This is a genomic window from Methylobacterium sp. Gmos1, from assembly GCF_053764715.1.
The window spans coordinates 268668-290737 of the sequence record NZ_JBSNCC010000005.1; the positions used below are offsets into that span (position 1 = coordinate 268668).

Sequence of the window (22070 nt, forward strand, 5' to 3'; positions counted from 1 at the left end):
ACCCCGCATAGCGATAATCCGGCCCGATGACGACTTGGCGTGGCAGTCTACGCCCAACGACTTAGCAACGATCCGGCGCGAGGCGGCATTGCGATTCTCGACCGACGATGATGCGCCGACCGGACAGGACGGGTTCGAGGCTTATCACGACCTCTACGCGATGGTGGCGGATGTGGGCCGGATCGGTGAGGACTTCGCGGTCGAGGTCACGGCCGAGCGCCTCGACGGCCTGCTCCTGTTCGATCGCCGGCTGCGGGGCGTCGCCCATGTCCGGTCGCCGCGGCGCGTCCTGCGCAACGGCTTCGACCATTTCACGGCCCAGCTCGTCCTCGGCGGCGCCCTGGGGGTCGGCACGCCCGAGGGCACACGAGTCGTCGCGCCGGGCGAGATCGCCCTCATCGACATGAGCCGGCCGATGGAGACCCGCGCGGACCAAGCCCGCGTGCTCACGCTGTCGATCCCCCGCAGCGAGGTCGAGGCGGTGGTGCACGAGACCGGGCGCCTGCACGGCGCCGTGGTGCCGCAGGACCGGGCACGGCTCCTCGCGGTCTTCCTCGGGACCGTGCTCGACGATCTGCACCGCCACGGCCCGGGCGACCGCCAGCGCCTGGCGCGGGCGACCTCGGAGTTGCTGGCGCTGACGCTCTCGGGCCAGAACACCCTCGATTGCTCCCCCGCCGGGCCGTCGGAGACCGGACGGGAGGCGTTGCGGATGGCAACGGCCGCCGCCTGCCGCCGGCGGGCCCGCCTCTACATCGACGCCCATCTGGCGGCGACGCCCGAGGCGGTGGCCCGGGCGATCGGCGTGTCGCGCTCGGTGCTCTACCGAGCCTTCGAGCCGAGCGGCGGCGTCGCCCGCGCCATCCGCGCCCGCCGGCTGGCGCGGCTGCGCAGCCTGCTGTCCCAGCCCGAGGAGACCGGCCGGATCGCCGAACTCACGCTCAGCTGCGGCTTCTCGAGCGAGTCCGATGGCGGCCGGGCCTTCAGGACCGCCTTCGGCCTCTCGCCGAGCGAGTTCCGCCGCCTCAACCGCGAGGCGCAAGGGCCGGGCACCCCCGCTCAGGAGAGCTTCGCCGATTGGTGGAACGCCCTGCGCTGAGTGCCTCTGCCCGTCGTTGCCGCACGACAACAGAACGCCGCGGCATTGGACCTTGGTCCAAGTCTGGCACGCGAATCGCTCCTCTTCGCGCGGCGCGAGCACCCGTCCGGCCCGGACCTCCCGCCCGATCCGCGTCGCGAGCGGCCGATGGAGGTGGCATGGCGGATTTTCTCACCGTCGCCCTGGTCTGCGCCAGCGCCCTCGCGGCGCCGGACTGCTCCCGCGAGACGGCGCTCGACGTCGCGGTCGCCCCGGCATCGACGCCGCTCACCTGCCTGATGCAGGGCGAGACCCTGGCGGCGCAGAGCGGACTCGTGCGGGGGCGCGAGACCTACCTGAAGGTCGCCTGCGAGCGCCGCCGCACCGCCGCGCTCCGCCCGGAGGCGGAAGCCGAGGCGCGATAACGGCGCGGCCGGGGTCCGGCCGAAGGGTTTTGGGGATGGATGGACCGGCCGCGCCAGTCTATGGCCTGTCGCTTCCGTTGCGCTTGCGCCCGCGCGGGCCCACCTGCCCGGGAGGTGGCGCGCGCAGCGTGCGCCCAGAACAGGAGCGTCGCCCCCGCCCCATGCAGATCGAAGCCGTCCCGCCGCAGGCCCATCTTCCTCCCCTCGCCAAGCTCGTCCTGGAGCTCGGCCCCCTCGGGGTGTTCTTCTTCGGCAACGCCTATGCCGACCGGTTCGGCTTTCCCGCCGACCAGCGCCTGTTCGTGGCGACCGGGCTGTTCATCGCCGCCACCCTGGTGGCGCTCGCGGTCCACTACCTCTGGGTGCGGCGCCTGCCGATCATGCCGCTCGTCTCCGGCGTGGTGGTGGTGGTGTTCGGCGGCCTGACCCTGCTGCTGCGCGACGAATTGTTCATCAAGCTCAAGCCCACCATCGTGAACAGCCTGTTCGGGGCGGTGCTGCTCGGCGGCCTCGCCTTTGGACGGCCACTGCTGGCGCTCGTGCTCGACAGCGTGTTCGACCTCACCCAGGAGGGCTGGCGCAAGCTCACCTTCCGCTGGGGCCTGTTCTTCTTCTTCCTCGCAGGCGTGAACGAGGTGGTGTGGCGCACCCAGTCCACGGATTTCTGGGTCAGCTTCAAGGTGTTCGGCATCATGCCGCTCACCCTCGCCTTCGCGCTCGCCCAGACCCCGCTGCTCCTGCGCTACGAGCGCAAGAAGGACGAGGGCCGGTCCGACAAGGCCTGAACGGGACGCGGTGCCGCAGCCGGAACGCGGGCGGGACTTCGGCGATTCACCCCGTCATGAGCCCCGCACCTCAAGATCTCGCCGGACAAGACCTCGCAGACAAGGCCCTGGCGATCCATCGCCGCCTGTGCGGGGTCTATGGCTGCCCGATCCCGTACTTCCACGACCTCGACCCGGTGAGCGAGCTGATCTCCTCGCTCCTGTCGCACCGCACCCGCAACGCGGATTCGGGCCGCGCCTTCAAGGCCCTGCGGGCGCGCTTCAACGACTGGGACTCGCTCGTCGCGGCGCCGACCGCCGAGGTGCAGGCGCTCATCTCCGGCGTGACCTGGCCGGAATTGAAGGCGCCGCGGATCCAGGCGTGCCTGCGCGCGGTGCAGGAGCGCGCCGGGAGCCTCGATCTCGGCTTCCTGCGCGAGATGCCGGTGCCGGCGGCCCGCGCCTGGCTCGAGGCGATCCCGGGCATCGGGCCGAAGACCAGCGCGGCGGTCCTGTCGTTCAGCAGCTTGCGGATGCCGGCGCTTCCGGTCGACAGCCACCATCACCGGGTGGCGCAGCGCACCGGGCTCATCGGCCCGAAGGTGGATGTCGGGCCCGCTCACGCCCTCCTGCGCGCCCAGCTGCCGGCCGACTGGGACGCGCAACAGCTCTACGACAACCACGAGATCCTGATGCTGCACGGCCAGCGCTGCTGCTTCCACCGCAACCCGGCCTGCGGGCGCTGCGCCCTGCTCGATCTCTGCCCCACCGGCGAGGCTCGGACGGGGGCCCGCACCGCCCGCGATACGGCCGCGCTGCACCCCTGATTCCACGCGCTTGACCCCCCTCCCGGAACGGTCCAGAACGCCGCGCCCGCGGGATTGTGACAGCTCCCGGCCAAGGGACGACGACCCAGGGGACGACGATCACGATGCCCGCGTTCAAGGAACTGGTCTTCTCCGGGGTGCAGCCGACCGGAAACCTCCACCTCGGCAATTATCTCGGCGCGATCAAGCGCTTCGTCGCCATGCAGGCGCAGTTCGAGTGCCTGTACTGCGTCGTCGACCTGCACGCGATCACCATCTGGCAGGACCCGGGCGAGCTGACGCGGCAGATCCGCGAGGTCACCGCGGCGTTCCTGGCGGCGGGCATCGATCCGGCCCGCTCGATCGTGTTCAACCAGAGCCAGGTGCCGCAGCACGCCGAGCTCGCCTGGATCTTCAACTGCGTCGCCCGCCTCGGCTGGCTTAACCGCATGACGCAGTTCAAGGAGAAGGCCGGCAAGGACCGCGAGAACGCCAGCGTCGGCCTCTACGACTATCCCGTGCTGATGGCGGCCGACATCCTGGCCTACCGCGCCACCCACGTGCCGGTGGGCGAGGACCAGAAGCAGCACCTCGAACTGACCCGCGACATCGCCCAGAAGTTCAACAACGACTTCGCCGGCGCGATCGCGGACCAGGGCCACGGCGAGGCGTTCTTCCCCATCACCGAGCCGCTGATCGGCGGGCCCGCCGCCCGGGTGATGTCCTTGCGTGACGGCACCAAGAAGATGTCGAAGTCGGACCCGTCCGACTATTCCCGCATCAACCTCACCGACGATTCCGACGGCATCGCCCAGAAGGTGCGCAAGGCCAAGACCGACGCCGAGCCCCTGCCCTCCGAGATCGCCGGCCTGGAGAAGCGCCCGGAGGCCGACAACCTCGTGGGCATCTTCGCGGCGCTCAACGACGTCAGCCGCGAGGACGTGCTGCGCGAGTATGGCGGCGCCCAGTTCTCGGCCTTCAAGGGCGCGCTGGTCGACCTGGCGGTGGCCAAGCTCGGCCCGATCGGCGCCGAGATGAAGCGCCTCGTCGCCGATCCGGGCCACATCGACGCGGTGCTCGCCGACGGCGCGGCGCGGGCCGAGGCCATCGCCGCCCCCAACATCGCCGCGGTGAAGGACATCGTCGGCTTCGTGCGCCGGCGCTGACGGGCGGGGCCGCGGAATTCCGTCTTCGAGACGATCGCAGGGAGCGATCGACCGACCCATGACACAGGTCCCCGCCGAGAACCGGACCGCCCCGCCCCGCGACTTCGTCCATCTCCGGCGCGAGCCCGCGAGCGGCATCGAGGCGGTGACGGCGCGGTTCCTCGGCCACGCCTACGACATGCACCACCATGACGAGTGGCTGGTCGGCGTGACCCACGAGGGCCTCCAGGACTTCTACTGCCGCGGCGCGCGCCGGCAGAGCGTCCCGGGCCGGGTGATCCTGATCGAGCCCGGCGAGCGCCACGACGGGCAGGCGGTGCGGGAGCCAGGCTTCCGCTACAGCATGCTGTACCTGCCGCAGGACTGGGTGCGGTGCCGGATGGGCGGCGACGCCCGGATCGGGTTCCGGCGCACCCTCGCCGACGATGGCGCGCTCGGCGGGGCGATCGACCGGGCCTGCCGCGCGGTGTTCGGCGCCGCCTCGCCGCTCGCGACCGACGCGGCCCTCGACGATCTCGCCTCGCACCTGCGCCGCCATCTCGGTGCCGAGATCCCGCGGTCGTCGCCCGCCGGCGATCCGGTGGTCGCCGAGCGGGCGATGGCGTTCATCCGGGCGCACGCGGCGACGAGCTTCGGGCTCGACGCCCTCGCCCAGGCGGCCGGTGCCGCCGACCGATTCCAGCTCGCCCGCGCATTCCGCAAGCGCTTCGGCACCTCGCCGCATGCTTGCCTGGTCGAGATCCGCCTCGCCCGAGCCCGGGCCCTGCTGCGGGCCGGGGTGCCGCCGGCGGAGGCAGCGGTCGCGGCGGGCTTCTCTGACCAGAGCCATCTCGGCCGCCGGTTCCGCCGCGCCTACGGCCTCACCCCGGCGGCCTACGGCCGTGGGCGCACGAACGTTCCAGACGCCGCCCTGGCGCTCGGCTAGCCCTGCGGATCGTCCGCAGGGAGATTCTTCGATGTTCGACACCAAGGTGGCCATCCTGGTCCGCGACGACCTCGCGGTGTGGCAGAAGCTGAACGTCACCGCTTTCCTCGCGACCGGCATCGCCGGCGCCGTGCCCGACGCCATGGGCGAGCCCTACCTCGACGCGGCCGGCCGCCGCCACGCCCGGCTCCTGGGCCAGCCGATGCTGATCTTCGCGGCGACCGGCGAGGTGTTGCAGCGGGCTTGGCAGCAGGCGATCCAGCGCGACCTCACCCGCAGCGCCTATGTCCGGGCGATGTTCGAGACCGGGCACGATGCGGCCAACCGCGCGGTCTTCGCCGCCGAGCCCGCCGACGCGCCGGACCTCGTCGGCCTCGCCCTCCACGGCCCCAAGAAGGACGTCGACAAGGCCACCAAGGGCGCCGCGCTGCACCCCTGACGGGTCACCCCTCGACGCTACCGCAGCGCATGCGGCCGAGCGCCCGGGTCAGCGCCGGCTCCAGCGTACGCAGTTCCTCCAGATGCGCCGCGGTCAGCCGGGCGAGCAGCGCCTCGGCCTTCGGCGTCGGGGTCAGCGCCAGCCGCCGGCGGTCCCGCGGCGAGGCGGCCTTCGTCAGGAGCCCCGCCTCGACCATGCGCGAGACCAGCTCGGCGGCGGTCTGCGGCGCCACCAGCAGCTGCTCGGCCACGAACCCGACCGTCGGTGGGCCGTCATGGCCGGCGATCGCCAGGAGCGCCTGGTGCTGCTGGGCCGGCAGACCGACCTTCGCGGCCGCCGCCTCGCTGAAGGCGAGGAACCGCCGCAGCTCGAGCCGGAACGCCGCGATCGCCGCGTATTCCTCCCGCGACAGCCTCTCGTCCGGTCCCTCGCTCATCGCTTCCCCGTCCCGTTTGAAAATATCGTATTACGATATATATCGATCGGCATCGCAGCCTCTCTCGATCTTCGCCGCATGTCCGATTCTCCCGCCATCCCGCCCGTCCGGCGCCGCGCCCTCGCCGATTTCCGCGCCGACCGGCGCCTCCTCGTCCTCGTCGCCATGGCGCTGGTGATCGGGCTCGCCGGCACGGTCGCGGCTTACGGCCTTCTCGCGCTGATCGGGCTCGTGACCAACCTCGCCTGGTTCGGTCGGTTCGATGCCGGCCCCGCCTCCCTGGCGGGGGCGACGCCCTCGCTCTGGATGGTCGCCCTGCCGCCGCTCGGCGGCCTCGTCATCGGGCTGATGGCACGATTCGGCTCGGACAAGATCCGCGGCCACGGTATCCCGGAGGCGATCGAGGCGATCCTGATCGGCGGCAGCCGGATGTCGCCGAAGGTCGCGGTGCTGAAGCCCGTCTCCTCGGCGATCTCGATCGGGACCGGCGGGCCGTTCGGCGCCGAGGGGCCGATCATCATGACCGGTGGCGCCCTCGGCTCGCTGTTCGCGCAGTTCTTCCACTTGAGCGCCGCCGAGCGGAAGACGCTGCTCGTCGCGGGTGCGGCCGCCGGCATGACGGCGATCTTCGGCACGCCGGTCGCCGCCGTGCTGCTGGCGGTCGAATTGCTGCTGTTCGAGTGGCGCCCGCGCAGCTTCATCCCGGTCGCGGCCGCCGCCGTCACCGCGACGATGCTGCGCCCCTCCCTGTTCGGGGCGGGCCCGCTGTTTCCCGTCGCGGCCGATCCGGTGCTGCCGGGATGGGGCCTTCTCGCCTGCGCCGGCCTCGGGATCGCGGCGGGGCTCCTGTCGGGCCTGCTCACCCGGCTGCTCTACGCCTGCGAGGACGCGTTCGAGCGCCTGCCGATCCACTGGATGTGGTGGCCGGCGCTCGGCGGTCTCGCCGTCGGCCTCGGCGGCCTCGTCGAGCCGCGGGCGCTCGGCGTCGGCTACGACGTCATCGCCGACCTGCTCGGCGGCCATCCGGCGCTGAAGGCCGTGCTGCTGATCCTCTGCGTCAAGGCGATGATCTGGATCGTCGCCCTGTCGTCGGGCACCTCGGGCGGCGTGCTCGCGCCGCTCCTGATCCTCGGCGGGGCGATGGGCTGGCTGATCGGCACGGTGCTGCCGGGCAGCCCCGGCTTCTGGGCGCTGCTCGGCATGGCGGCGATGCTGGGCGGCACGATGCGGGCTCCGCTCACCGGCGCGCTGTTTGCCGTCGAATTGACCGGGGACGTGCACGCGCTGCCGGCCCTGCTCGCCGCCTCGGCGGCGGCTTACGCGGTGACGGTGCTGCTGCTCAAGCGCTCGATCCTCACCGAAAAGATCGCCCGGCGCGGCCAGCACGTCACGCGAGAATACGGCATCGACCCGCACGAGTTCACCCGCGTCGCCGAGGTGATGGTGCGCGCCGTCGACACCCTGCCCGGCGCCCTGCCGGTGCCGGAGGCAGTGGCGGTGCTGGAGGCCGGACGCCACCGGATCTACCCGGTCCTCGATGAGGCCGGGCGTCCGGTCGGCCTGGTCTCGCGGTCCGACGCGCTGTTGTGGAAGACGGAGGGCGGGCACGCGGCCGAGCGCCTCGACGAGCGGGTCTCGGATGCGGGGCTGGCGCTGGTCCATCCCGACGACGTCACGGCGCATGCCATCGACCTGATGCTGGCGACCGGCCAGGGCCGCCTGCCGGTCACCGACCCCGCGAGCGGCCGCCTCGTCGGGCTCCTGACCCGCAAGGACCTGCTCCAGGTGCAAGCGTCGGTGAGCCGGGCGGAGGGGGAGCGCCAGGCGTACTTTTCGCGGGGGGCGAGGGTGCGGGGCGCGTGAGCGGCGCGGCGGGATATCGATCCGATCGTCCCCACCAGCCCTGTCACCCTCGAAGTCGTCCCTGGGCCGCGCAGCGGAGCCCGGGATGATGAGGAGGAAGTCTGCGAGACTCATCCGCCTTGAGGGCGGAAGCTCACTCCTTCAAATGGTCCAACGGCAACGCCGTCGTGTACTTCACCTGATCGAGCGCGAAGCTCGACCTGATCTTTGCCACGCCGGGGATCCGGGTCAGGTGATCGACGATCAGCCGTTGGTACTGGGCCAGGTCCTCGACCACCACGCGCAGCATGTAGTCGGCCTCGCCGCTCATCAGGTAGCATTCCATCACCTCCGGCCGGTGGCGGATGGCGTCGGAGAAGGCCTGGAGGGCGGCCTGGTTCTGCTTCTCCAGCGAGACGTGGACGAAGACGTTGACGTGCAGGCCGAGCGCCTGCGGATCGGCCACCGCGACGCAGCGCCGGATGATGCCGCGCGCCTTGAGGTCGGCGACCCGGCGCCAGCACGGTGAGGTCGAGAGGCCGACCGCCTCGGCGAGGTCGCCGATGCCGACCTCGCTGTCCTGCTGAAGATGCTCGAGGATGCGGATCGAGGCCGGGTCGAGGTCGACGGGTCTGGCCGGCACGCGGGAGGTCTCCTGGCGGCCCTCGAGGGCGGGCCTTGGCGCGAGCAAACCCGCATCGCGGCGCCCGATGCAAGGGGGCGTTCAGCCGGACACGCGCTCCACGGCCTCGGCGCTGTCCTCCGGCCGGGTGTTGAAGGCGATCCGGGCCCCCGGCGCGGCGCGATGGACGGCGTTGAGGATCGCCTCGAACACCGCGAGATGCCGGCCCGACTGGCGCACCCCCGCACCGATCACCACCGCGTCGTAGGACGTGGCCGCGAGGCGTTGCGTCACGATCCCGGCGGCCGCGGCGTCGGGGCGGACCAAGCAGTGATCGGCGGTCCAGCCGCGGCGGGACATCCCGTCGAGGGCAGCTGCGATCCCGGCCCGGATCTTGTCGGCGTCGAGGCCCGGCGGCAGGGCGGGATCGGTGTAGTCGACGGCGTCGGGATCGTAGCCGATCAGCAGGATTCGCATCGCAACAACCTCCGAAGGATCGGTCATCGGCCATAGCGGCGGACCGGATGGATCATCAGGCGGCGGCGTTCCACAGCCACGCCGCCCCACGCACCCCCGAGGCGTCGCCGTGGCGGCTCTGGAGGATCGGGGTGTCGAAGCCGCCGCCGAAGACGTGCGGGGCGACGCGGGCGGGCAGCGCGTCGTAGATCTCGGGGATCGTCGAGAGGCCGCCGCCGAGCACGATCACGTCGGGGTCGAGCAGGTTGACGCTCGCGCCGATGCCGCGCCCGAGCCGGTCGAGCCAGGCCGCGAAGGTCTCGCGCGCCGCCGCATCGCCTCCGCGCATCGCCGCGACGATCGCCTCGCCGGTCATCGCCCGGTCGGTGCGGCGGGCATGGTCGGCGGCGAGCCCCGGCCCCGAGAGCCAGGTCTCGAGGCAGCCGTGTCGGCCGCAATAGCAGGCCGGGCCCGGACGCTCGTCGTCGCGGGGGGCCGGCAGCGGGTTGTGGCCCCATTCCCCGGCGATGCGCTGGCGCCCGGACAGGGCCCGGCCCGACAGCGCGATGCCCGACCCCACGCCGGTGCCGAGGATCACCGCCCAGACGAGGTGCGCCCCCTCCCCCGCCCCGTCGACGGCCTCGGACACCGCCAGGCAGTTGGCGTCGTTCTCCAGCCGCACCGGGCGGCCGAGGACCGTCTCCAGGTCCTCGCCCAGCGGGCGGCCGTTGAGCCAGGTCGAGTTCGCGTTCTTGACCCGGCCGGTCGCCGGCACCAGCGCGCCGGGGATGCCGATCCCGACGGTGCCGCTGCCGCCTGCTTGCGCCTCCAGCGCCGCGACCAGGGCCGCGATGGCCCTGAGCGAGGCGTCGTAGTCGCCCCGCGGGGTCGCGATGCGCCGCTCGGCCCGGACGGTGCCGTCCGTGTCGAGGGCGATCCCGGCGATCTTGGTGCCGCCGAGATCGATGCCGATGCGCAAGGACGGCATCATGCGGTCAGGGCGCGACCGGGACCGGCTTCTCGTCGGCGATTTCGGTGCCGATCGCCAGCGGGTTGGCCATCACCTCGCGCAGCTTCGCCGGGTCAAGCTCGCCCTCCCAGCGGCTGACCACCACGCAGGCGACGCCGTTGCCGACGAGGTTGGTGAGCGCGCGGCACTCCGACATGAACTTGTCGATGCCGAGGATCAGCGCCATCGCGGCGACGGGGACCGGATTGCCGGGGATCGCGGCGAGCGTGGCGGCGAGCGTGATGAAGCCGGCTCCGGTGACGCCCGAGGCGCCCTTCGAGGTCAGCATCGCGACCGCGATGATGGTGGCGTACTGCCCGAAGCTGAGATCGGCGCCGACGGCCTGGGCCAGGAACAGCGTCGCCAGCGTCATGTAGATGTTGGTGCCGTCGAGGTTGAACGAGTAGCCGGTCGGGATCACGAGGCCGACGACCGAATCCGAGGCGCCGAGCCGCTTCATCTTCTGCATCATGTGCGGCAGCACCGTCTCGGACGACGAGGTGCCGAGCACGATCAGGAGCTCGTCCTTGATGTAGGCCAGGAACTTGAGGATCGAGAAGCCGCAGAAGCGCGCGATCAGGCCGAGCACCACGAGCACGAACAGGAGGCTCGTCAGGTAGAAGGTGGCGACGAGGCCGGCGAGGTTGCCGAGCTTGCCGATGCCGTACTGGCCGATCGTGTAGGCCATGGCGCCGAAGGCGCCGATCGGCGCGAGCTTCACGATCATGCCGATGATGCGGAAGAAGATCTCGCCCGCCGCCTCGATGGCGTGGGTCGCCGCCTTTCCGCGTTCGCCGAGGCCCGTGATGACGACGCCGGTGAGCACCGCGATCAGCAGGATCTGCAGGAGGTCGCCGCCCGCGAAGGCGTCGAAGTAGCTCTTGGGGATGATCGCCATGATGTGGGCGACCGTCGAATCGGCCTGCGCCTTGCTGACGTAGCCGGCGACCGCCTTGGCGTCGAGCTGCTCCGCCGTGGCGCCGAAGCCGGCGCCCGGCTGCACGATCTCGCCGACGATCACGCCGATGATGAGCGCCAGCGAGGACACCACCTCGAAGTAGATCAGCGCCTTGAGGCCGACGCGGCCGACCTTCTTCAGGTCGCCGATCGATGCGATGCCGTGCACGATGGTGCAGAAGATGATCGGCGCGATCATCATCTTGATGAGCGCGATGAAGGCGTCCCCGAGCCACTTCATCGACTTGGCGGTGTCGGGCGCGGCGTAGCCGAGCAGGACGCCGAGCGCGATGGCGATCAGAACCTGGATGTAGAGGACCTTGTACCAGGGCTGCGACGAGCCCGTGGCCGTCGCGGACGGCGTAGCGTGCTGCATGTTCGTTCTCTCCCCGAGGTGCCGGCCGCCGTGGGATCGGCCGTCGCGATGCGGCCTTGCGCCGCGTGACTGTGGTGTGGAACAGGCCGCGGCCCGGACAGTGTAGGAAGTCCGCGCCGCCCATTCCAAGTCGAAAATCGAAAAGAACCCTTTGATCGTCCCGGCCAGGGCCCCGCTGCCTCTGCGACACCGGCGCCGAGGCCTTCCGGAAGCTGCCGCCCGTCGCAGCCGCCGACGCCCGACCGGAGACCGGTCTTGAAAGACGCGTGGCGCGCGGACGCGGCGGCGTCAAGCGTCTGACGGATTACGGGGTGCCATTCAACCGTGCAACACCGATTCATCGCGACCGGGCGCGGTGGTGCAGCACGAAAAATCCCGGGCTCCGTCAGGGCGGAACCCGGGATGGGTCGTCTCGTCAGACCGTCGAGGGTGGCGTCAGGGCGTCGGCTGGGTCCGGCGCGGGCGCACGGTCCAGCGCTCGAAGGCCGGGGTGCCGTCGTCGCGGGCGGCGTCCCCGCCCGGCACCGCGGCGCCGAGCGCCTGGGACAGGCTCTCGATCACATCGTCGATACGGGTATCGGGATGCGGCTCCGGGGCCGGGGGCGGCGGCTCGGGGGCGGCCTCGGCCTGGGGCGGCGGGGGCGGCGCCTCGTGGACGGGCTCGGGCTCCGGCGGCGGCGGGGGCGGCGTCGGCTCGGGGGCCGGCGTGGAGATGCGGCGCAGCGCGTTGACCACCCCGGCCTCCTCGCCGTTGCGGCTCGGCGCGGCGTAACGGCCGAAGCCGTAGCGCGGCTCGATCAGGTCGAGCACGGCGTCGAGGGCGGCGTTGGACAGGCCGATCTCGCCGGGCTGCGGCACGCCCTGGAGCGCGATGGAGCGGCCCTCATAGGCGGCGTCGGTCGTGACCTCGGGGCCGAACCACGGCGGCACCGGGAAGCCGTTCGCCTCGTCGGGATTGTCGAACGACACCGTGACGACGTCGACGGTGCCGGGGGCGACGTAGCGGTCGATCAGGGCGTCGCGGCCGTTGCCGAGGGCCACCTGGGTGCGGTCGTAGGCGGCGCGGCCGGCGCAGACGTCGAGGAGCGCGTCGCCGTGGGCGCGCGGCACCTCGGTGCGCTCCTCGCTCGTGGCGCCGCCGTCGGAGGTGACGAGGACGAGGTGGCACTGGCCGCCGTCGACGCGCACGAACGAGGTCCGGCCGGACTGGGGCGGGAAGTAGCCTTCGGTGATGCGGGAGGAGCCGCGCTCCTTGCGGATCAGGCGGACCAGCGCCGGCGCAACCTGGAAACGTCGTACGAGGGTCATACGCTCAACTCCACGGGGTCGCGGCCAGGAGGTTGCCTCCGGAGGGCTGTCTCCAAGGGGCAGCCCGGGAGGCGATCGGCCGCGATCGGCGTCAACTCTCGCGTATCGACCGATCATGACGACAGAATCAAGGCCGTGCTGCCGCCGCCCCCCGATTTATTGACGGAATTCTATGGTGCGGTGCGCGATGCTAGCCCGACCCGGGCCGGCCTCACGCGCGGCTCGCCGCGATCAGCGCCTCGGCGGCGGCGGACAGCGAGCGGGTCGGCCCGTCGGAGCCGAAGATCTGCCCGCAGGCGAAGGCGCCCTCGACGAGGAGCAGCAGCGCGTCGGCGAGGTGTTCGGGCGCGCGGGCGCCGAGCGTGCCGGCGACCTCGGCGAGGCGGGCGTGGAGCGCGCGCTTGCCGTCGCAGGCCGCCGCGTGCACCGGATGGTCCTCCTCCGGATACTCGACCACGGCGTTGGTGAGGCCGCAGCCGCGAAAGCCCGGCCGGGCGCTGCGCCCGGCGATGCCGTCGAGGAAGGAGAGAAGGCCCGCCTGCGGGTCGTCCGGATGGGCGGCCAGCGCCTCGTCGAGGCGGGCGCGCAGGCCGGCATCGTAATCCTTCAGGCAGGCGACCACGAGGGCGTCCTTCGAGGCGAAGCCGCGATACAGGCTCGGCTTCGTCACCCCGGCCCGGGCCACGATCTCGTCGACCCCGACGCCCCGGAAGCCGCGGCTGTAGAACAGCTCGCGGGCCGCCGCCCGGATCCGGTCGCCGGCCCGGACGGGTGCGCTCCCGTCATGCCCCTCCGCCATGTTTCACCCTTGACGATGTTACTGACCGGTACGTAACGTCCTAGCACGATTCGGGGAGGATGTCCCAGCATGAGTTCGACCGTGTCGCCGCGGGGCCTCGCCTCCCCCGCCCCGCCCAGGCCCAGGCCCTTCGGCCAGAACTACGCCTTCGTGGTGGTGGGGGTGATCTTCCTGTGCCTGCTCGCGGCGGCCGGCCTGCGGGCCTCGCCCGGCGTGCTGATCCTGCCGCTGGAGCAGGCCTTCGGCTGGAGCCGGGGCACCACCTCCTTCGCCGCCGGGCTCGGCATCTTCCTCTACGGGCTCGTCGGGCCGTTCGCCGCGGCCCTGATGCAGAGCTTCGGCATCCGCCGCACGCTGCTCTGCGCGCTCGCCCTGATGTCGGCCTCGACGGCCTTGAGCGCGCTGATGAGCGAGCCCTGGCACCTCATCGCCACCTGGGGCGTGCTGTCGGGCCTCGGCAGCGGCTGCGTCGCCATCGTGCTCGGCGCCACGGTGGTGAACCGCTGGTTTGCCGTGCGCCGCGGCCTGTTCATGGGGCTCCTCACCGCCAGCACCGCCACCGGCACGCTGATCTTCCTGCCGGGCCTCGCGGCCATCGCGCAAGCCGGCGGCTGGCAGCCGGTGGTGCTCACCGTGGCGTGCGCCACCGCGGCGCTGATCCCCCTCGTCGCCTGGCTACTGCCGGAGCGCCCCTCCGACATCGGCCTCACCCCCTACGGCGCCGCACCCGGCACCGTCTCCGAGCCGCCCCGGCGCGCCAATCCCTTTCGCGCCGCGATCGACGGGCTGGTGCGGGCGAGCCGCAAGGGCGATTTCTGGCTCCTGTTCGGCACCTTCTTCATCTGCGGGCTCACCACCAACGGGCTGGTCGGCACCCACCTGATCTCGTTCTGCGCCGACCAGGGCATCCCGGAGGTGCGGGCCGCGGGGCTGTTGGCGCTGATGGGCGTGTTCGACCTCATCGGCACCACCGGCTCGGGCTGGCTCACCGACCGCTACGACCCGCGCAAGCTGCTCTTCGTCTATTACGGCCTGCGCGGCCTGTCGCTGATGGCGCTGCCCTTCACCGACTTCTCGTTCTACAGCCTGTCGATCTTCGCGGTGTTCTACGGCCTCGACTGGATCGCCACGGTGCCGCCGACGGTGCGGCTCGCCAACGAAGCCTTCGGCGAGCGCGACGCCCCGATCGTCTTCGGCTGGATCGCCGCCGGCCACCAGCTTGGCGCTGCCACCGCCGCGTTCGGCGCCGGCCTGGTGCGGGCCTCCGAGGGCCGCTACCTCGAGGCGTTCCTGGCCGCCGGTCTCACCGCCGTCATGGCCGCACTGATGTCGCTGATGATCGGCCGGATGCGGCAAGCGGCGCCAGCCGCAGCGTGACGACCCGGCGCCGGCCGCAGCGTGACCCACTCGCCGAGCGCGGCCGCACGATGGCCGCGTCCGGCTCCTGGTTTCCCGTGCGGTTTCAGGCTTTCCCGCGCCTTGCCCTGGCCGGGGCGGCCGGTCTACCCCATCTGATCGGCGGGCCGGCTCACGGCCCGCGACGTGAAGGCCGTTCTCCCGAGGTCATCGATGCTCACCGACACTCCCGCGGCCGGCCAGCCCCCCGCGGGCGCCCTGATCAAGGACACCACCACCGCGACCTTCCGCCAGGACGTGATGCAGGAATCCCTGCAGCAGCCGGTGCTGGTCGATTTCTGGGCGCCGTGGTGCGGGCCGTGCAAGCAGCTCACGCCGATCATCGAGAAGGCCGTCAAGGACGCCGGCGGCAAGGTGAAGCTCGTCAAGATGAACATCGACGAGCATCCCCAGATCGCCGGCCAGCTCGGCATCCAGTCGATCCCGGCGGTGATCGCGTTCCAGCGCGGCCAGCCGGTCGACGGCTTCATGGGGGCGCTTCCCGAGGGCCAGGTGAAGGCCTTCATCGAGCGCCTGGTCGGCCCCCTCGGGCCGACCGCCGTCGAGGACCTGATGGCGGAGGCGCAAGCCGCCGCCGAGGCCGGTGATTCGGATGCCGCCGCCGAGATCTATGCCGCGGTGCTCGGCCAGGAGCCGGGGCATGCCGGCGCCATCGCGGCGCTCGCCCGCCTGCTCCTCGACCGCGACGACGTCGAGGGCGCCCGCCGCTTCCTCGAATCGGCGCCGCCCGAGGCCGCCAAGGACCCGGCCATCGCCGCCGTGAAGGCGGCGATCGATCTCGCCGAGCAGGCGGCCTCGCTCGGCGACCTCGCCGGCTTCCAGCGCCGGATCGAGGCGGACCCGGCCGATTACCAGGCCCGGTTCGACCTCGCGCTCGGCCTCAACGCCAAGGGCCAACAGCAGGAGGCGGTCGACCAGCTGATCGAGATCGTCCGCCGCGACCGGACCTGGAACGACGACGGCGCCCGCAAGCAGCTGCTCCAGCTGTTCGAGGCCTGGGGCCCGATGGACCCGATGACCATCCGCGGCCGGCGCAAGCTGTCGACCCTGATGTTCTCGTGAGGAGGGCCGGGGTGCATCCACAAGTGCATCCCGGGCGCGGCATTACGCCGGACAGGTATCCACGCCGGCCGGCCGCGCCCTAGATCGCTGCTGGTGATCCCGGGCCCGAGACGAGGAAGCCCGGGACCCCCTTACGATCCGCGCGGGAGCGACGCCGATGAGCATGAACGTCGCCTACAAGGGGCCGGGCGACTGCCCGGCCGAGATCCCGGTCTTTCCGCTTCCCGGCGCGTTGCTGCTGCCGCGGGGCCAGATGCCGCTCAACATCTTCGAGCCGCGCTACCTCGCGATGATCGACGAGGCCCTGCGCACCGACCGGGTGATCGGCATGATCCAGCCGGATTCCGACTCCGGCGAGACCCCGCTGTCGCCCAAGCTGTTCAAGGTCGGCTGCGCCGGCCGGGTCACCCAGTTCGCCGAGACCGGCGACGGCCGCTACCTGATCTCGCTCACCGGCATCGCCCGCTTCCGGATCGAGGAGGAGCTGTCGACCACCACCGGCTACCGGCGCTGCAAGGTCACCTTCGCGCCGTTCGAGAGCGACTTCCACGCCCGCGCCGGCGAGGAGGCGGTGGACCGCGCCGGCGTGCTGAAGGCTCTTCGCGATTTCGTCGAGGCCAACGACCTCAAGGTCGACTGGGCCGGGATCGAGGAGGCGCCGAACGAGGCCCTGGTGAACGCGCTGTGCATGATGAGCCCGTTCGGCCCGCGCGAGAAGCAGGCGATGCTGGAGGCGCCCGACCTCAAGACCCGGGCCGAGGTGCTGATCGCCGTGACCGAGATGGAACTGGTGCGGGCCTCCGGCGCCGAGCCGACGCTGCAATAGGCGGCGGCTTGGGCTAGAGAAACGCCGAAACCACTCGGAAGGACCACCCGTGAGCGAATCCCCGACCTCCTTCGAGGCCACCCGCATCGACCCGAAGCTGCTCGAGCTCTTGGTCTGCCCCCTGACCAAGGAGCGGCTCGACTACGATTCGGCGCGCCAGGAGCTGATCAGCCGCTCGGCCAAGCTCGCCTACCCGATCCGCGACGGCATCCCGATCATGCTGCCGGAAGAGGCGCGGCCGCTGGCGGATTGAGCGCGCCGCGCGGGACACGACCCGCGCGGTTTCCCGTCGACAACCGGCAACACGCCCGACAAATCGGCGTGCGCCGCGTTGGCGCCCGCCGATTTCGAGCCTACACCTCGACGGGACGGTTCCCCCCGGGGATCAAAAGGGAACGCGGTGCGAGATGCCGCGGCTGCCCCCGCAACTGTGAGCGGCGAGTCCTCCATCACCGACGTCACTGGGTGCGATGAGCCCGGGAAGACGATGGAGGGCCGAGACCCGCAAGCCAGGAGACCTGCCGTCAGCCGTGGTCACATGTGGGCCGCGCCGGCCGGGGTGTGCCGGTGCCTCCACGGTGACGTGCCACAGCCCCTGAAGGCTCGCCCGTGCCCGCCTCCCGTCTCCCGTTCCTCGCGGCACTCGCCGCCTGCCTGCCCGTCCCCGCCCTGGCGCAGGGTGACATCCCCCTCGACACGATCGACGTGACCGCTCCGGCGCCCGCAGCACCGACGGCGGCCAGCGCCGGCTATCCCGGCGGCGTCACCGGCATCGGCGGGGCCTTGCGTCCGGTCGAGGCGGCGAGCGCCGGGATCATCGGCGGGGCGGTGATCAACAGCCTGCCCGTCACCCGCCCGGGCGAGGTGCTCGAATCGGTGCCGGGCCTGATCGTCACCCAGCATTCCGGCGAGGGTAAAGCCAACCAGTTCTTCCTGCGCGGCTTCAACCTCGACCACGGCACCGACATCGCCATCCACGTCGACGGCATGCCGGTGAACATGCGCACCCACGCCCACGGCCAGGGCTACGCCGACCTCAACTTCCTGATCCCCGAGCTCGTCGGCGCGGTCGAGTTCCACAAGGGCCCGTACTTCGTCCGCGACGGCGACTTCGCCTCCGCCGGCTCGGTGCGGATCGACTATCTCGACAAGCTCGACCGCAACATCGCGCTCACCACGCTGGGCAGCTTCGGCTTCAGGCGCGGGCTCTCGGCGGCCTCGGTGCCGCTCGGCGCCGGCAACCTCCTGGTGGCGGGCGAGGCGCAAGCCTATGACGGGCCGTGGGTCGTGCCCGACGCCCTGCGCAAGCTCAACGGCGTCGCCCGCTACAGCCAGGGCACCGCCACGGACGGTTTTTCCGTCACCGGCATGGCCTACTGGGCGAAATGGAACGCCACCAACCAGATCCCCGAGCGGGCGGTGGCGGAGGGCATCATCGGCCGCTACGGCACGCTCGATCCGACCGATGGCGGCGATACCGGGCGCTTCTCGCTCTCCGGACGCTGGAGCCAGTCGGATGCCGGCGGCATCACCCGGGCCTCGGCCTACGTGATCCGCTACCAGATGAACCTCTGGAACAACTTCACCTACTTCCTCAACGATCCCGTCAACGGCGACCAGTTCCGCCAGCGCGACGCCCGCGTGCTCGGCGGCGGCGAGATCTCGAGGGTCTTCCAGGGCGACCTGTTCGGGTTGCCGATGGAGAACGAGATCGGCGTGCAGACCCGCACCGACGACATCCGGGTCGGCCTGTTCAACACCACCGCCCGGCAATACCGCTCGACCGTCCTCGACGACCGGGTGCTGGAGGCGAGCGCCGCCTTCTACTACGAGAACCGCGTGCGCTGGACCGACTGGCTGCGCACCAGCGTCGGCTTCCGGGCCGACGGCTACTATGCCGACGTCCGCTCCGACACGCCCGCGAATTCGGGCCGCGCCCGCGACGGCATCGTCAACCCGAAGCTCGGCGCAGTGTTCGGGCCGTGGGCGGATACCGAGATCTACCTGAATTACGGCGGCGGCTTCCACTCGAACGACGCCCGCGGCGTCACCGCGACGGTCGATCCGGTGAGCCCGCTGTTCAACATCGCCCGCTCGCCGTTCCTGGTGCCCTCGACCGGCTACGAGGTCGGGATCCGCAACCGCTCGATCGCCGGCCTGGAGACGAGCCTCGCCCTGTTCCGGCTCGACTTCGCCTCCGAGAACCTGTTCCAGGGCGATACCGGCACCACCGAGCCGAGCCGGCCGACCCGCCGCTTCGGCATCGAGTGGAGCAACCACTACGCGCTCACCCCCTGGCTGCGGCTGGAGGGCGACCTGACGCTCACCAATGCGCGCTTTGCCGACCGCGACCCGATCGGCCAGCGCGTGCCCGAGGCCCCGACCGCCATCGCCTCGGCGGGCTTCACCTTCGGCGAGGGCCAGGGCTGGTTCGGGACCTTGCGCTTCCGCTACTTCGGCCCGCGGCCGCTGATCGAGGACAACTCGGTGCGCTCGAAGCCGACCGCCCTGCTCAACGGCCGGATCGGCTACGCCTTCGACAACGGCATGAGCCTCGCCCTCGACGTGCTCAACCTGACGAACGCCCGGGCCGACCAGATCACCTACTACTACGAGTCGCGCCTGCCCGGAGAGGCGGCAGGCGTCGCCGACCGGCACTTCCACCCGGTCGAGCCGACGGCGGTCAGGCTGACGCTGGCGGGGCGGTTCTGAGAACTGTTTGGCCCCTGCCGACGAACTAGCGCCCAACCGGGCTTCGCCGTGAGATCGCGGACAGGAACGATATCGTTTTCAACGGATCTGTTCGAGTAAAGATGAAGCGCACCTCCCCTCTCCCGTTTGGGAGAGGGGATCCCGTGCCTCACCGAATTCAATCAACTCAAAGTAAAAAAATTTTATCCATCAATTTTTTTAGATACGACCCTACACATCCCGCCGCATCAGCGCGTACATCTTCTCCCGATACGGAAACGTCTCGACGTTGCGCCAGCCGATCCGGGCATACAGCCCCTCCGCGCTGCGGGTGTAGAGCCACAGGGTCGGGATCCCGCGGGACATCGCCTCCGCCTCCACCGCCGCGACGAGCCGCACCGCGTGGCCGCGGCCCCGGGCGTGGGGCGCCACGAAGACGCCGGCGAGCCAGGGCGTCAGGTCGGGCCGCGTCTCGAGGTCGTGGGCGGCGAGGCTCGCCATGCCGACGGGCTCGTCGTCGGCCAGGAGCACGAAGGTGCGGGGCATCGAAGGGGCCGCGGCGCCCACGGCCTCGGCCGCCGTCACCTCGGCGAGGCTGCGGCCCTGGCCTCGCGCGAATGCCTCCCAGCGCCAGCGCGCGGTGACGGGAACGAGGTCGGACCCTTCGGTGACGGTGACGATCGCGTGCGGCATCGGACGCTCCCCGGAACGGGCCGTCACTCGCCCGGCCGGACCGCGCTCGTCAATGCCAGCCCTGGCCGAAGCGGCCGGTCGAGTGCAACAGCGTGTGCCCGCATTCGAGGCAGAGGTAGCGGGTCTCGACGCCGCCGCCGAACGCCTCGACCACCGGGGTCGAGGCCACCACCATCAGGCGGGCGTGGGGGCGCTCCTGCCAGTGGGCGCGCATCTGGCCGCAGCAGGCCCGGCAGGCCGCGTCGTCGGCGCTCATCGGCGGGGGCCCGAGGCGGGCCTGGAAACTCTGCTGGGCCATGCGGCGTCGGTCTCGTGCGGGTGAGCCGCATCCGAAACGATCCCGGGACGGGTCGCCCGTCGGCCCCGCGGGATCAGCAAGAACGGGACCGGCGCGAAGGAGTGGGACGAGCGGGCGGATCACCGTCCGATCGGGATCGAACCATGCGGCAGCGCCGCCGCTCGACGTAAAACAGCCAAGCCCGACCGGCGTCGCGTCGCGGGTCTGACGATACCACTGTTTCGCGGGATTGCGGCAAGACTATGCGGCAGGACCGGGCGGCTTTGCGCGCGCGGCCGGCGGGAACCGTGGCCGCGGGCGTCGGTTGTCCCGCCGCCGGAGGAGCGGACCTTCGAGGCGTGGGGAGGTCGGTTCGTGGGGCGTCGCCGGATCGCCGCCTGGCTCGGAGGAGCGGTTCTCCTCGCCGCCGCAGGGTTCGCGGCCGCGGCCTGGCGCCCCGCCCTCGCGCCCGGCGGCCCGGTTCCGGCCGAGACCGCGCCGGAGCAGGTGCGCAAGGGCGCGGTCCTCGCCTCGCTCGGCTACTGCGCCTCCTGCCACACGGCCGAGGGCGGACGGCCCTATGCCGGCGGGCGCGGCATCGGCACGCCGTTCGGCACCATCTACGCCACCAACATCACGCCGGACCCGGAGACGGGCATCGGCCGCTACTCGCTCGCCGCCTTCACCCGGGCGATGCGCGAAGGCGTCGACCGGGAGGGGCGCCACCTCTACCCGGCCTTCCCCTACACCCACTATGCCGGCCTGACCGACCCCGACATCGCCGCCCTCTACGCCTTCGCGATGACCCGCGAGCCGGTGCGGCGGGAGGCGACGGCGAACGCCCTGCCCTTCCCGCTGTCCTGGCGCCCGCTCCTCGCCGGCTGGAAGCTGCTGTTCGCGCAGGCGCCGAAGATCCCGGCAAACCCGCAGCGCGACGCGGCGTGGCATCGCGGCGCCTACCTCGCCGAGACCCTGAGCCATTGCGGCGCCTGCCACAGCCCGCGCAACCTGCTCGGCGCCGAGGTGCGAACCAAGGCCTATGCGGGGGGCGAGGCCGACGGCTGGTGGGTGCCGCCCCTCGACCGCTCCTCGCCCTCGCCGCTCGCCTGGGACGCCGACAGCCTCGCCCGCTACCTCGCCGAATGGGACCCGCAGCATGGCGGGCCTGCGGGGCCGATGCGCCCGGTGGTCGACGCCCACAGGACCGTTCCGGAGGGCGAGATCCGGGCGCTCGGGTCTTACGTCGCGACGCTCTACGGCCCCGGTCCCGCCGGCAGCCGCACCGGCCCGGTCGACCGCGAGGTCGCGGGCGACGACCCGGCGCTCGCCCGGGGTGCCGCGACCTATGCGGGCGCCTGCGCCACCTGCCACGAGAGCGGCGGGGGGACTGCCGGCGGCGTGCCCTACACCACGCCCTCGCTCGGCCACCGCACCACCCTGCGGGCGCCCGACCCGCGCAACCTGCTCCTGGTCCTGCGCGACGGCATCGCCCCGCGGGAGCGCGCGCCGGGGCCGATCATGCCGGCCTACGGCGCAATGCTGACACCCGCACAAATGACCGACCTTGCCGCCTACCTGCGCGCCCGCTTCAGCCCCGACGGGCCGTGGCCGAACCTCGACGCGACGGTGCGGGACCTGATGCGCGAGCCCCCCCGCCGCGGCGCCCGGGCCGAGGCGGGGGGCTGAGGAGGAGACGC

At 71.8% G+C, this 22070-nt stretch carries 23 protein-coding genes and 1 riboswitch; of the genes, 14 read left to right on the forward strand and 9 right to left on the reverse strand.

The window, feature by feature from the left end:
- Positions 1–88 precede the first annotated feature (88 nt).
- The 7 genes from ACS5PV_RS13160 (at position 89) to ACS5PV_RS13190 (ending at position 5603) form a co-directional block, all read left to right on the forward strand.
- Positions 89–1099 carry a helix-turn-helix domain-containing protein gene (locus ACS5PV_RS13160; protein ID WP_455395764.1) on the forward strand — a complete coding sequence of 337 codons (1011 nt, stop codon included), beginning with the start codon at positions 89–91 and terminating at the stop codon, positions 1097–1099.
- A 158-nt stretch (positions 1100–1257) separates the two neighbouring features.
- The gene (locus ACS5PV_RS13165; protein WP_455395765.1) at positions 1258–1503 is read left to right on the forward strand and encodes a hypothetical protein; all 246 of its coding nucleotides are present in this window, start codon (positions 1258–1260) and stop codon (positions 1501–1503) included.
- A 161-nt stretch (positions 1504–1664) separates the two neighbouring features.
- The gene (locus ACS5PV_RS13170) at positions 1665–2288 is read left to right on the forward strand and encodes a septation protein A (protein ID WP_455395766.1); all 624 of its coding nucleotides are present in this window, start codon (positions 1665–1667) and stop codon (positions 2286–2288) included.
- A gap of 56 nt (positions 2289–2344) precedes the next feature.
- Entirely contained in the window at positions 2345–3094 is a 750-nt protein-coding gene (locus ACS5PV_RS13175) for an endonuclease III domain-containing protein (protein ID WP_455395767.1), read from the forward strand.
- A gap of 104 nt (positions 3095–3198) precedes the next feature.
- Positions 3199–4239 (forward strand): tryptophan--tRNA ligase, encoded by a 1041-nt coding sequence (gene trpS, locus ACS5PV_RS13180; RefSeq protein WP_455395768.1) that lies wholly within the window; start codon positions 3199–3201, stop codon positions 4237–4239.
- 58 nt (positions 4240–4297) lie between these two features.
- Positions 4298–5164, forward strand: coding sequence for an AraC family ligand binding domain-containing protein (locus ACS5PV_RS13185; RefSeq protein ID WP_455395769.1), 867 nt, complete (start codon positions 4298–4300; stop codon positions 5162–5164).
- 31 nt (positions 5165–5195) lie between these two features.
- Positions 5196–5603 carry a DUF2000 family protein gene (locus ACS5PV_RS13190; protein ID WP_455395770.1) on the forward strand — a complete coding sequence of 136 codons (408 nt, stop codon included), beginning with the start codon at positions 5196–5198 and terminating at the stop codon, positions 5601–5603.
- Between the two features lie 4 nt (positions 5604–5607).
- On the opposite strand, the gene ACS5PV_RS13195 is transcribed toward ACS5PV_RS13190, so the two are convergent.
- Positions 5608–6039: a MarR family winged helix-turn-helix transcriptional regulator gene (locus ACS5PV_RS13195; protein ID WP_455395771.1), complete on the reverse strand. Its 432-nt coding sequence runs from the start codon at positions 6037–6039 to the stop codon at positions 5608–5610.
- A gap of 78 nt (positions 6040–6117) precedes the next feature.
- Between ACS5PV_RS13195 and ACS5PV_RS13200 the strand changes: the two genes are divergently transcribed.
- Positions 6118–7902, forward strand: coding sequence for a chloride channel protein (locus ACS5PV_RS13200; RefSeq protein WP_455395772.1), 1785 nt, complete (start codon positions 6118–6120; stop codon positions 7900–7902).
- Positions 7903–8035: 133 nt separating this feature from the next.
- Here the strand turns inward: ACS5PV_RS13200 and ACS5PV_RS13205 are convergent, their stop codons facing one another.
- The 6 genes from ACS5PV_RS13205 to ACS5PV_RS13230 form a co-directional block, all read right to left on the reverse strand.
- Entirely contained in the window at positions 8036–8524 is a 489-nt protein-coding gene (locus tag ACS5PV_RS13205) for an Lrp/AsnC family transcriptional regulator (protein WP_455395773.1), read from the reverse strand.
- Between the two features lie 81 nt (positions 8525–8605).
- Entirely contained in the window at positions 8606–8980 is a 375-nt protein-coding gene (locus tag ACS5PV_RS13210) for a hypothetical protein (RefSeq protein ID WP_455395774.1), read from the reverse strand.
- Between the two features lie 55 nt (positions 8981–9035).
- Entirely contained in the window at positions 9036–9947 is a 912-nt protein-coding gene (locus ACS5PV_RS13215; protein ID WP_455395775.1) for an ROK family protein, read from the reverse strand.
- 7 nt (positions 9948–9954) lie between these two features.
- Positions 9955–11301, reverse strand: a complete 1347-nt coding sequence (locus tag ACS5PV_RS13220; RefSeq protein WP_455395776.1) for a dicarboxylate/amino acid:cation symporter — start codon at positions 11299–11301, stop codon at positions 9955–9957.
- Between the two features lie 435 nt (positions 11302–11736).
- Positions 11737–12609 (reverse strand): hypothetical protein, encoded by an 873-nt coding sequence (locus ACS5PV_RS13225; protein WP_455395777.1) that lies wholly within the window; start codon positions 12607–12609, stop codon positions 11737–11739.
- Positions 12610–12820: 211 nt separating this feature from the next.
- On the reverse strand, positions 12821–13408 hold the full coding sequence (locus ACS5PV_RS13230) for a TetR/AcrR family transcriptional regulator (protein ID WP_455395778.1): 588 nt from the start codon (positions 13406–13408) through the stop codon (positions 12821–12823).
- 69 nt (positions 13409–13477) lie between these two features.
- Here ACS5PV_RS13230 and ACS5PV_RS13235 point away from each other — a divergent pair, with 69 nt between their 5' ends.
- From ACS5PV_RS13235 to ACS5PV_RS13255, 5 genes are all read left to right on the forward strand, one after another.
- Entirely contained in the window at positions 13478–14785 is a 1308-nt protein-coding gene (locus tag ACS5PV_RS13235; protein WP_455395779.1) for an MFS transporter, read from the forward strand.
- Positions 14786–14977: 192 nt separating this feature from the next.
- A complete protein-coding gene (gene trxA, locus ACS5PV_RS13240; RefSeq protein WP_455395780.1) occupies positions 14978–15886 on the forward strand; it encodes a thioredoxin in 909 nt (302 codons plus the stop codon).
- A gap of 157 nt (positions 15887–16043) precedes the next feature.
- Positions 16044–16712, forward strand: coding sequence for an LON peptidase substrate-binding domain-containing protein (locus ACS5PV_RS13245; RefSeq protein WP_455395781.1), 669 nt, complete (start codon positions 16044–16046; stop codon positions 16710–16712).
- 49 nt (positions 16713–16761) lie between these two features.
- A complete protein-coding gene (locus ACS5PV_RS13250) occupies positions 16762–16965 on the forward strand; it encodes a Trm112 family protein (RefSeq protein ID WP_455395782.1) in 204 nt (67 codons plus the stop codon).
- 101 nt (positions 16966–17066) lie between these two features.
- Positions 17067–17252, forward strand: a riboswitch (cobalamin riboswitch).
- Positions 17253–17366: 114 nt separating this feature from the next.
- Positions 17367–19424, forward strand: coding sequence for a TonB-dependent receptor (locus tag ACS5PV_RS13255; RefSeq protein WP_455395895.1), 2058 nt, complete (start codon positions 17367–17369; stop codon positions 19422–19424).
- 210 nt (positions 19425–19634) lie between these two features.
- Here ACS5PV_RS13255 and ACS5PV_RS13260 read toward each other — a convergent pair whose 3' ends face one another.
- Together ACS5PV_RS13260 and ACS5PV_RS13265 are read right to left on the reverse strand one after the other, a co-directional pair.
- A complete protein-coding gene (locus ACS5PV_RS13260) occupies positions 19635–20096 on the reverse strand; it encodes a GNAT family N-acetyltransferase (RefSeq protein WP_455395783.1) in 462 nt (153 codons plus the stop codon).
- A 49-nt stretch (positions 20097–20145) separates the two neighbouring features.
- Positions 20146–20394: a hypothetical protein gene (locus tag ACS5PV_RS13265; protein ID WP_455395784.1), complete on the reverse strand. Its 249-nt coding sequence runs from the start codon at positions 20392–20394 to the stop codon at positions 20146–20148.
- Between the two features lie 354 nt (positions 20395–20748).
- Here ACS5PV_RS13265 and ACS5PV_RS13270 point away from each other — a divergent pair, with 354 nt between their 5' ends.
- Positions 20749–22059 (forward strand): c-type cytochrome, encoded by a 1311-nt coding sequence (locus ACS5PV_RS13270; RefSeq protein WP_455395785.1) that lies wholly within the window; start codon positions 20749–20751, stop codon positions 22057–22059.
- The last annotated feature ends 11 nt before the right edge of the window (positions 22060–22070 follow it).

What these genes read in the sequence shown, in the direction of transcription:
- ACS5PV_RS13185 (WP_455395769.1), top strand. Translation starts at nt 4,298, where the DNA reads ATGACACAGGTCCCCGCCGAGAACCGGACCGCCCCGCCCCGCGACTTC.
- ACS5PV_RS13235 (WP_455395779.1), top strand. Translation starts at nt 13,478, where the DNA reads ATGAGTTCGACCGTGTCGCCGCGGGGCCTCGCCTCCCCCGCCCCGCCC.
- ACS5PV_RS13165 (WP_455395765.1), top strand. Translation starts at nt 1,258, where the DNA reads ATGGCGGATTTTCTCACCGTCGCCCTGGTCTGCGCCAGCGCCCTCGCG.
- ACS5PV_RS13190 (WP_455395770.1), top strand. Translation starts at nt 5,196, where the DNA reads ATGTTCGACACCAAGGTGGCCATCCTGGTCCGCGACGACCTCGCGGTG.
- ACS5PV_RS13265 (WP_455395784.1), bottom strand. Translation starts at nt 20,394, where the DNA reads ATGGCCCAGCAGAGTTTCCAGGCCCGCCTCGGGCCCCCGCCGATGAGC.
- ACS5PV_RS13215 (WP_455395775.1), bottom strand. Translation starts at nt 9,947, where the DNA reads ATGCCGTCCTTGCGCATCGGCATCGATCTCGGCGGCACCAAGATCGCC.
- ACS5PV_RS13220 (WP_455395776.1), bottom strand. Translation starts at nt 11,301, where the DNA reads ATGCAGCACGCTACGCCGTCCGCGACGGCCACGGGCTCGTCGCAGCCC.
- ACS5PV_RS13260 (WP_455395783.1), bottom strand. Translation starts at nt 20,096, where the DNA reads ATGCCGCACGCGATCGTCACCGTCACCGAAGGGTCCGACCTCGTTCCC.
- ACS5PV_RS13170 (WP_455395766.1), top strand. Translation starts at nt 1,665, where the DNA reads ATGCAGATCGAAGCCGTCCCGCCGCAGGCCCATCTTCCTCCCCTCGCC.
- ACS5PV_RS13195 (WP_455395771.1), bottom strand. Translation starts at nt 6,039, where the DNA reads ATGAGCGAGGGACCGGACGAGAGGCTGTCGCGGGAGGAATACGCGGCG.
- trxA (WP_455395780.1), top strand. Translation starts at nt 14,978, where the DNA reads ATGCTCACCGACACTCCCGCGGCCGGCCAGCCCCCCGCGGGCGCCCTG.
- ACS5PV_RS13175 (WP_455395767.1), top strand. Translation starts at nt 2,345, where the DNA reads ATGAGCCCCGCACCTCAAGATCTCGCCGGACAAGACCTCGCAGACAAG.
- ACS5PV_RS13200 (WP_455395772.1), top strand. Translation starts at nt 6,118, where the DNA reads ATGTCCGATTCTCCCGCCATCCCGCCCGTCCGGCGCCGCGCCCTCGCC.
- ACS5PV_RS13230 (WP_455395778.1), bottom strand. Translation starts at nt 13,408, where the DNA reads ATGGCGGAGGGGCATGACGGGAGCGCACCCGTCCGGGCCGGCGACCGG.
- ACS5PV_RS13225 (WP_455395777.1), bottom strand. Translation starts at nt 12,609, where the DNA reads ATGACCCTCGTACGACGTTTCCAGGTTGCGCCGGCGCTGGTCCGCCTG.
- trpS (WP_455395768.1), top strand. Translation starts at nt 3,199, where the DNA reads ATGCCCGCGTTCAAGGAACTGGTCTTCTCCGGGGTGCAGCCGACCGGA.
- ACS5PV_RS13245 (WP_455395781.1), top strand. Translation starts at nt 16,044, where the DNA reads ATGAGCATGAACGTCGCCTACAAGGGGCCGGGCGACTGCCCGGCCGAG.
- ACS5PV_RS13210 (WP_455395774.1), bottom strand. Translation starts at nt 8,980, where the DNA reads ATGCGAATCCTGCTGATCGGCTACGATCCCGACGCCGTCGACTACACC.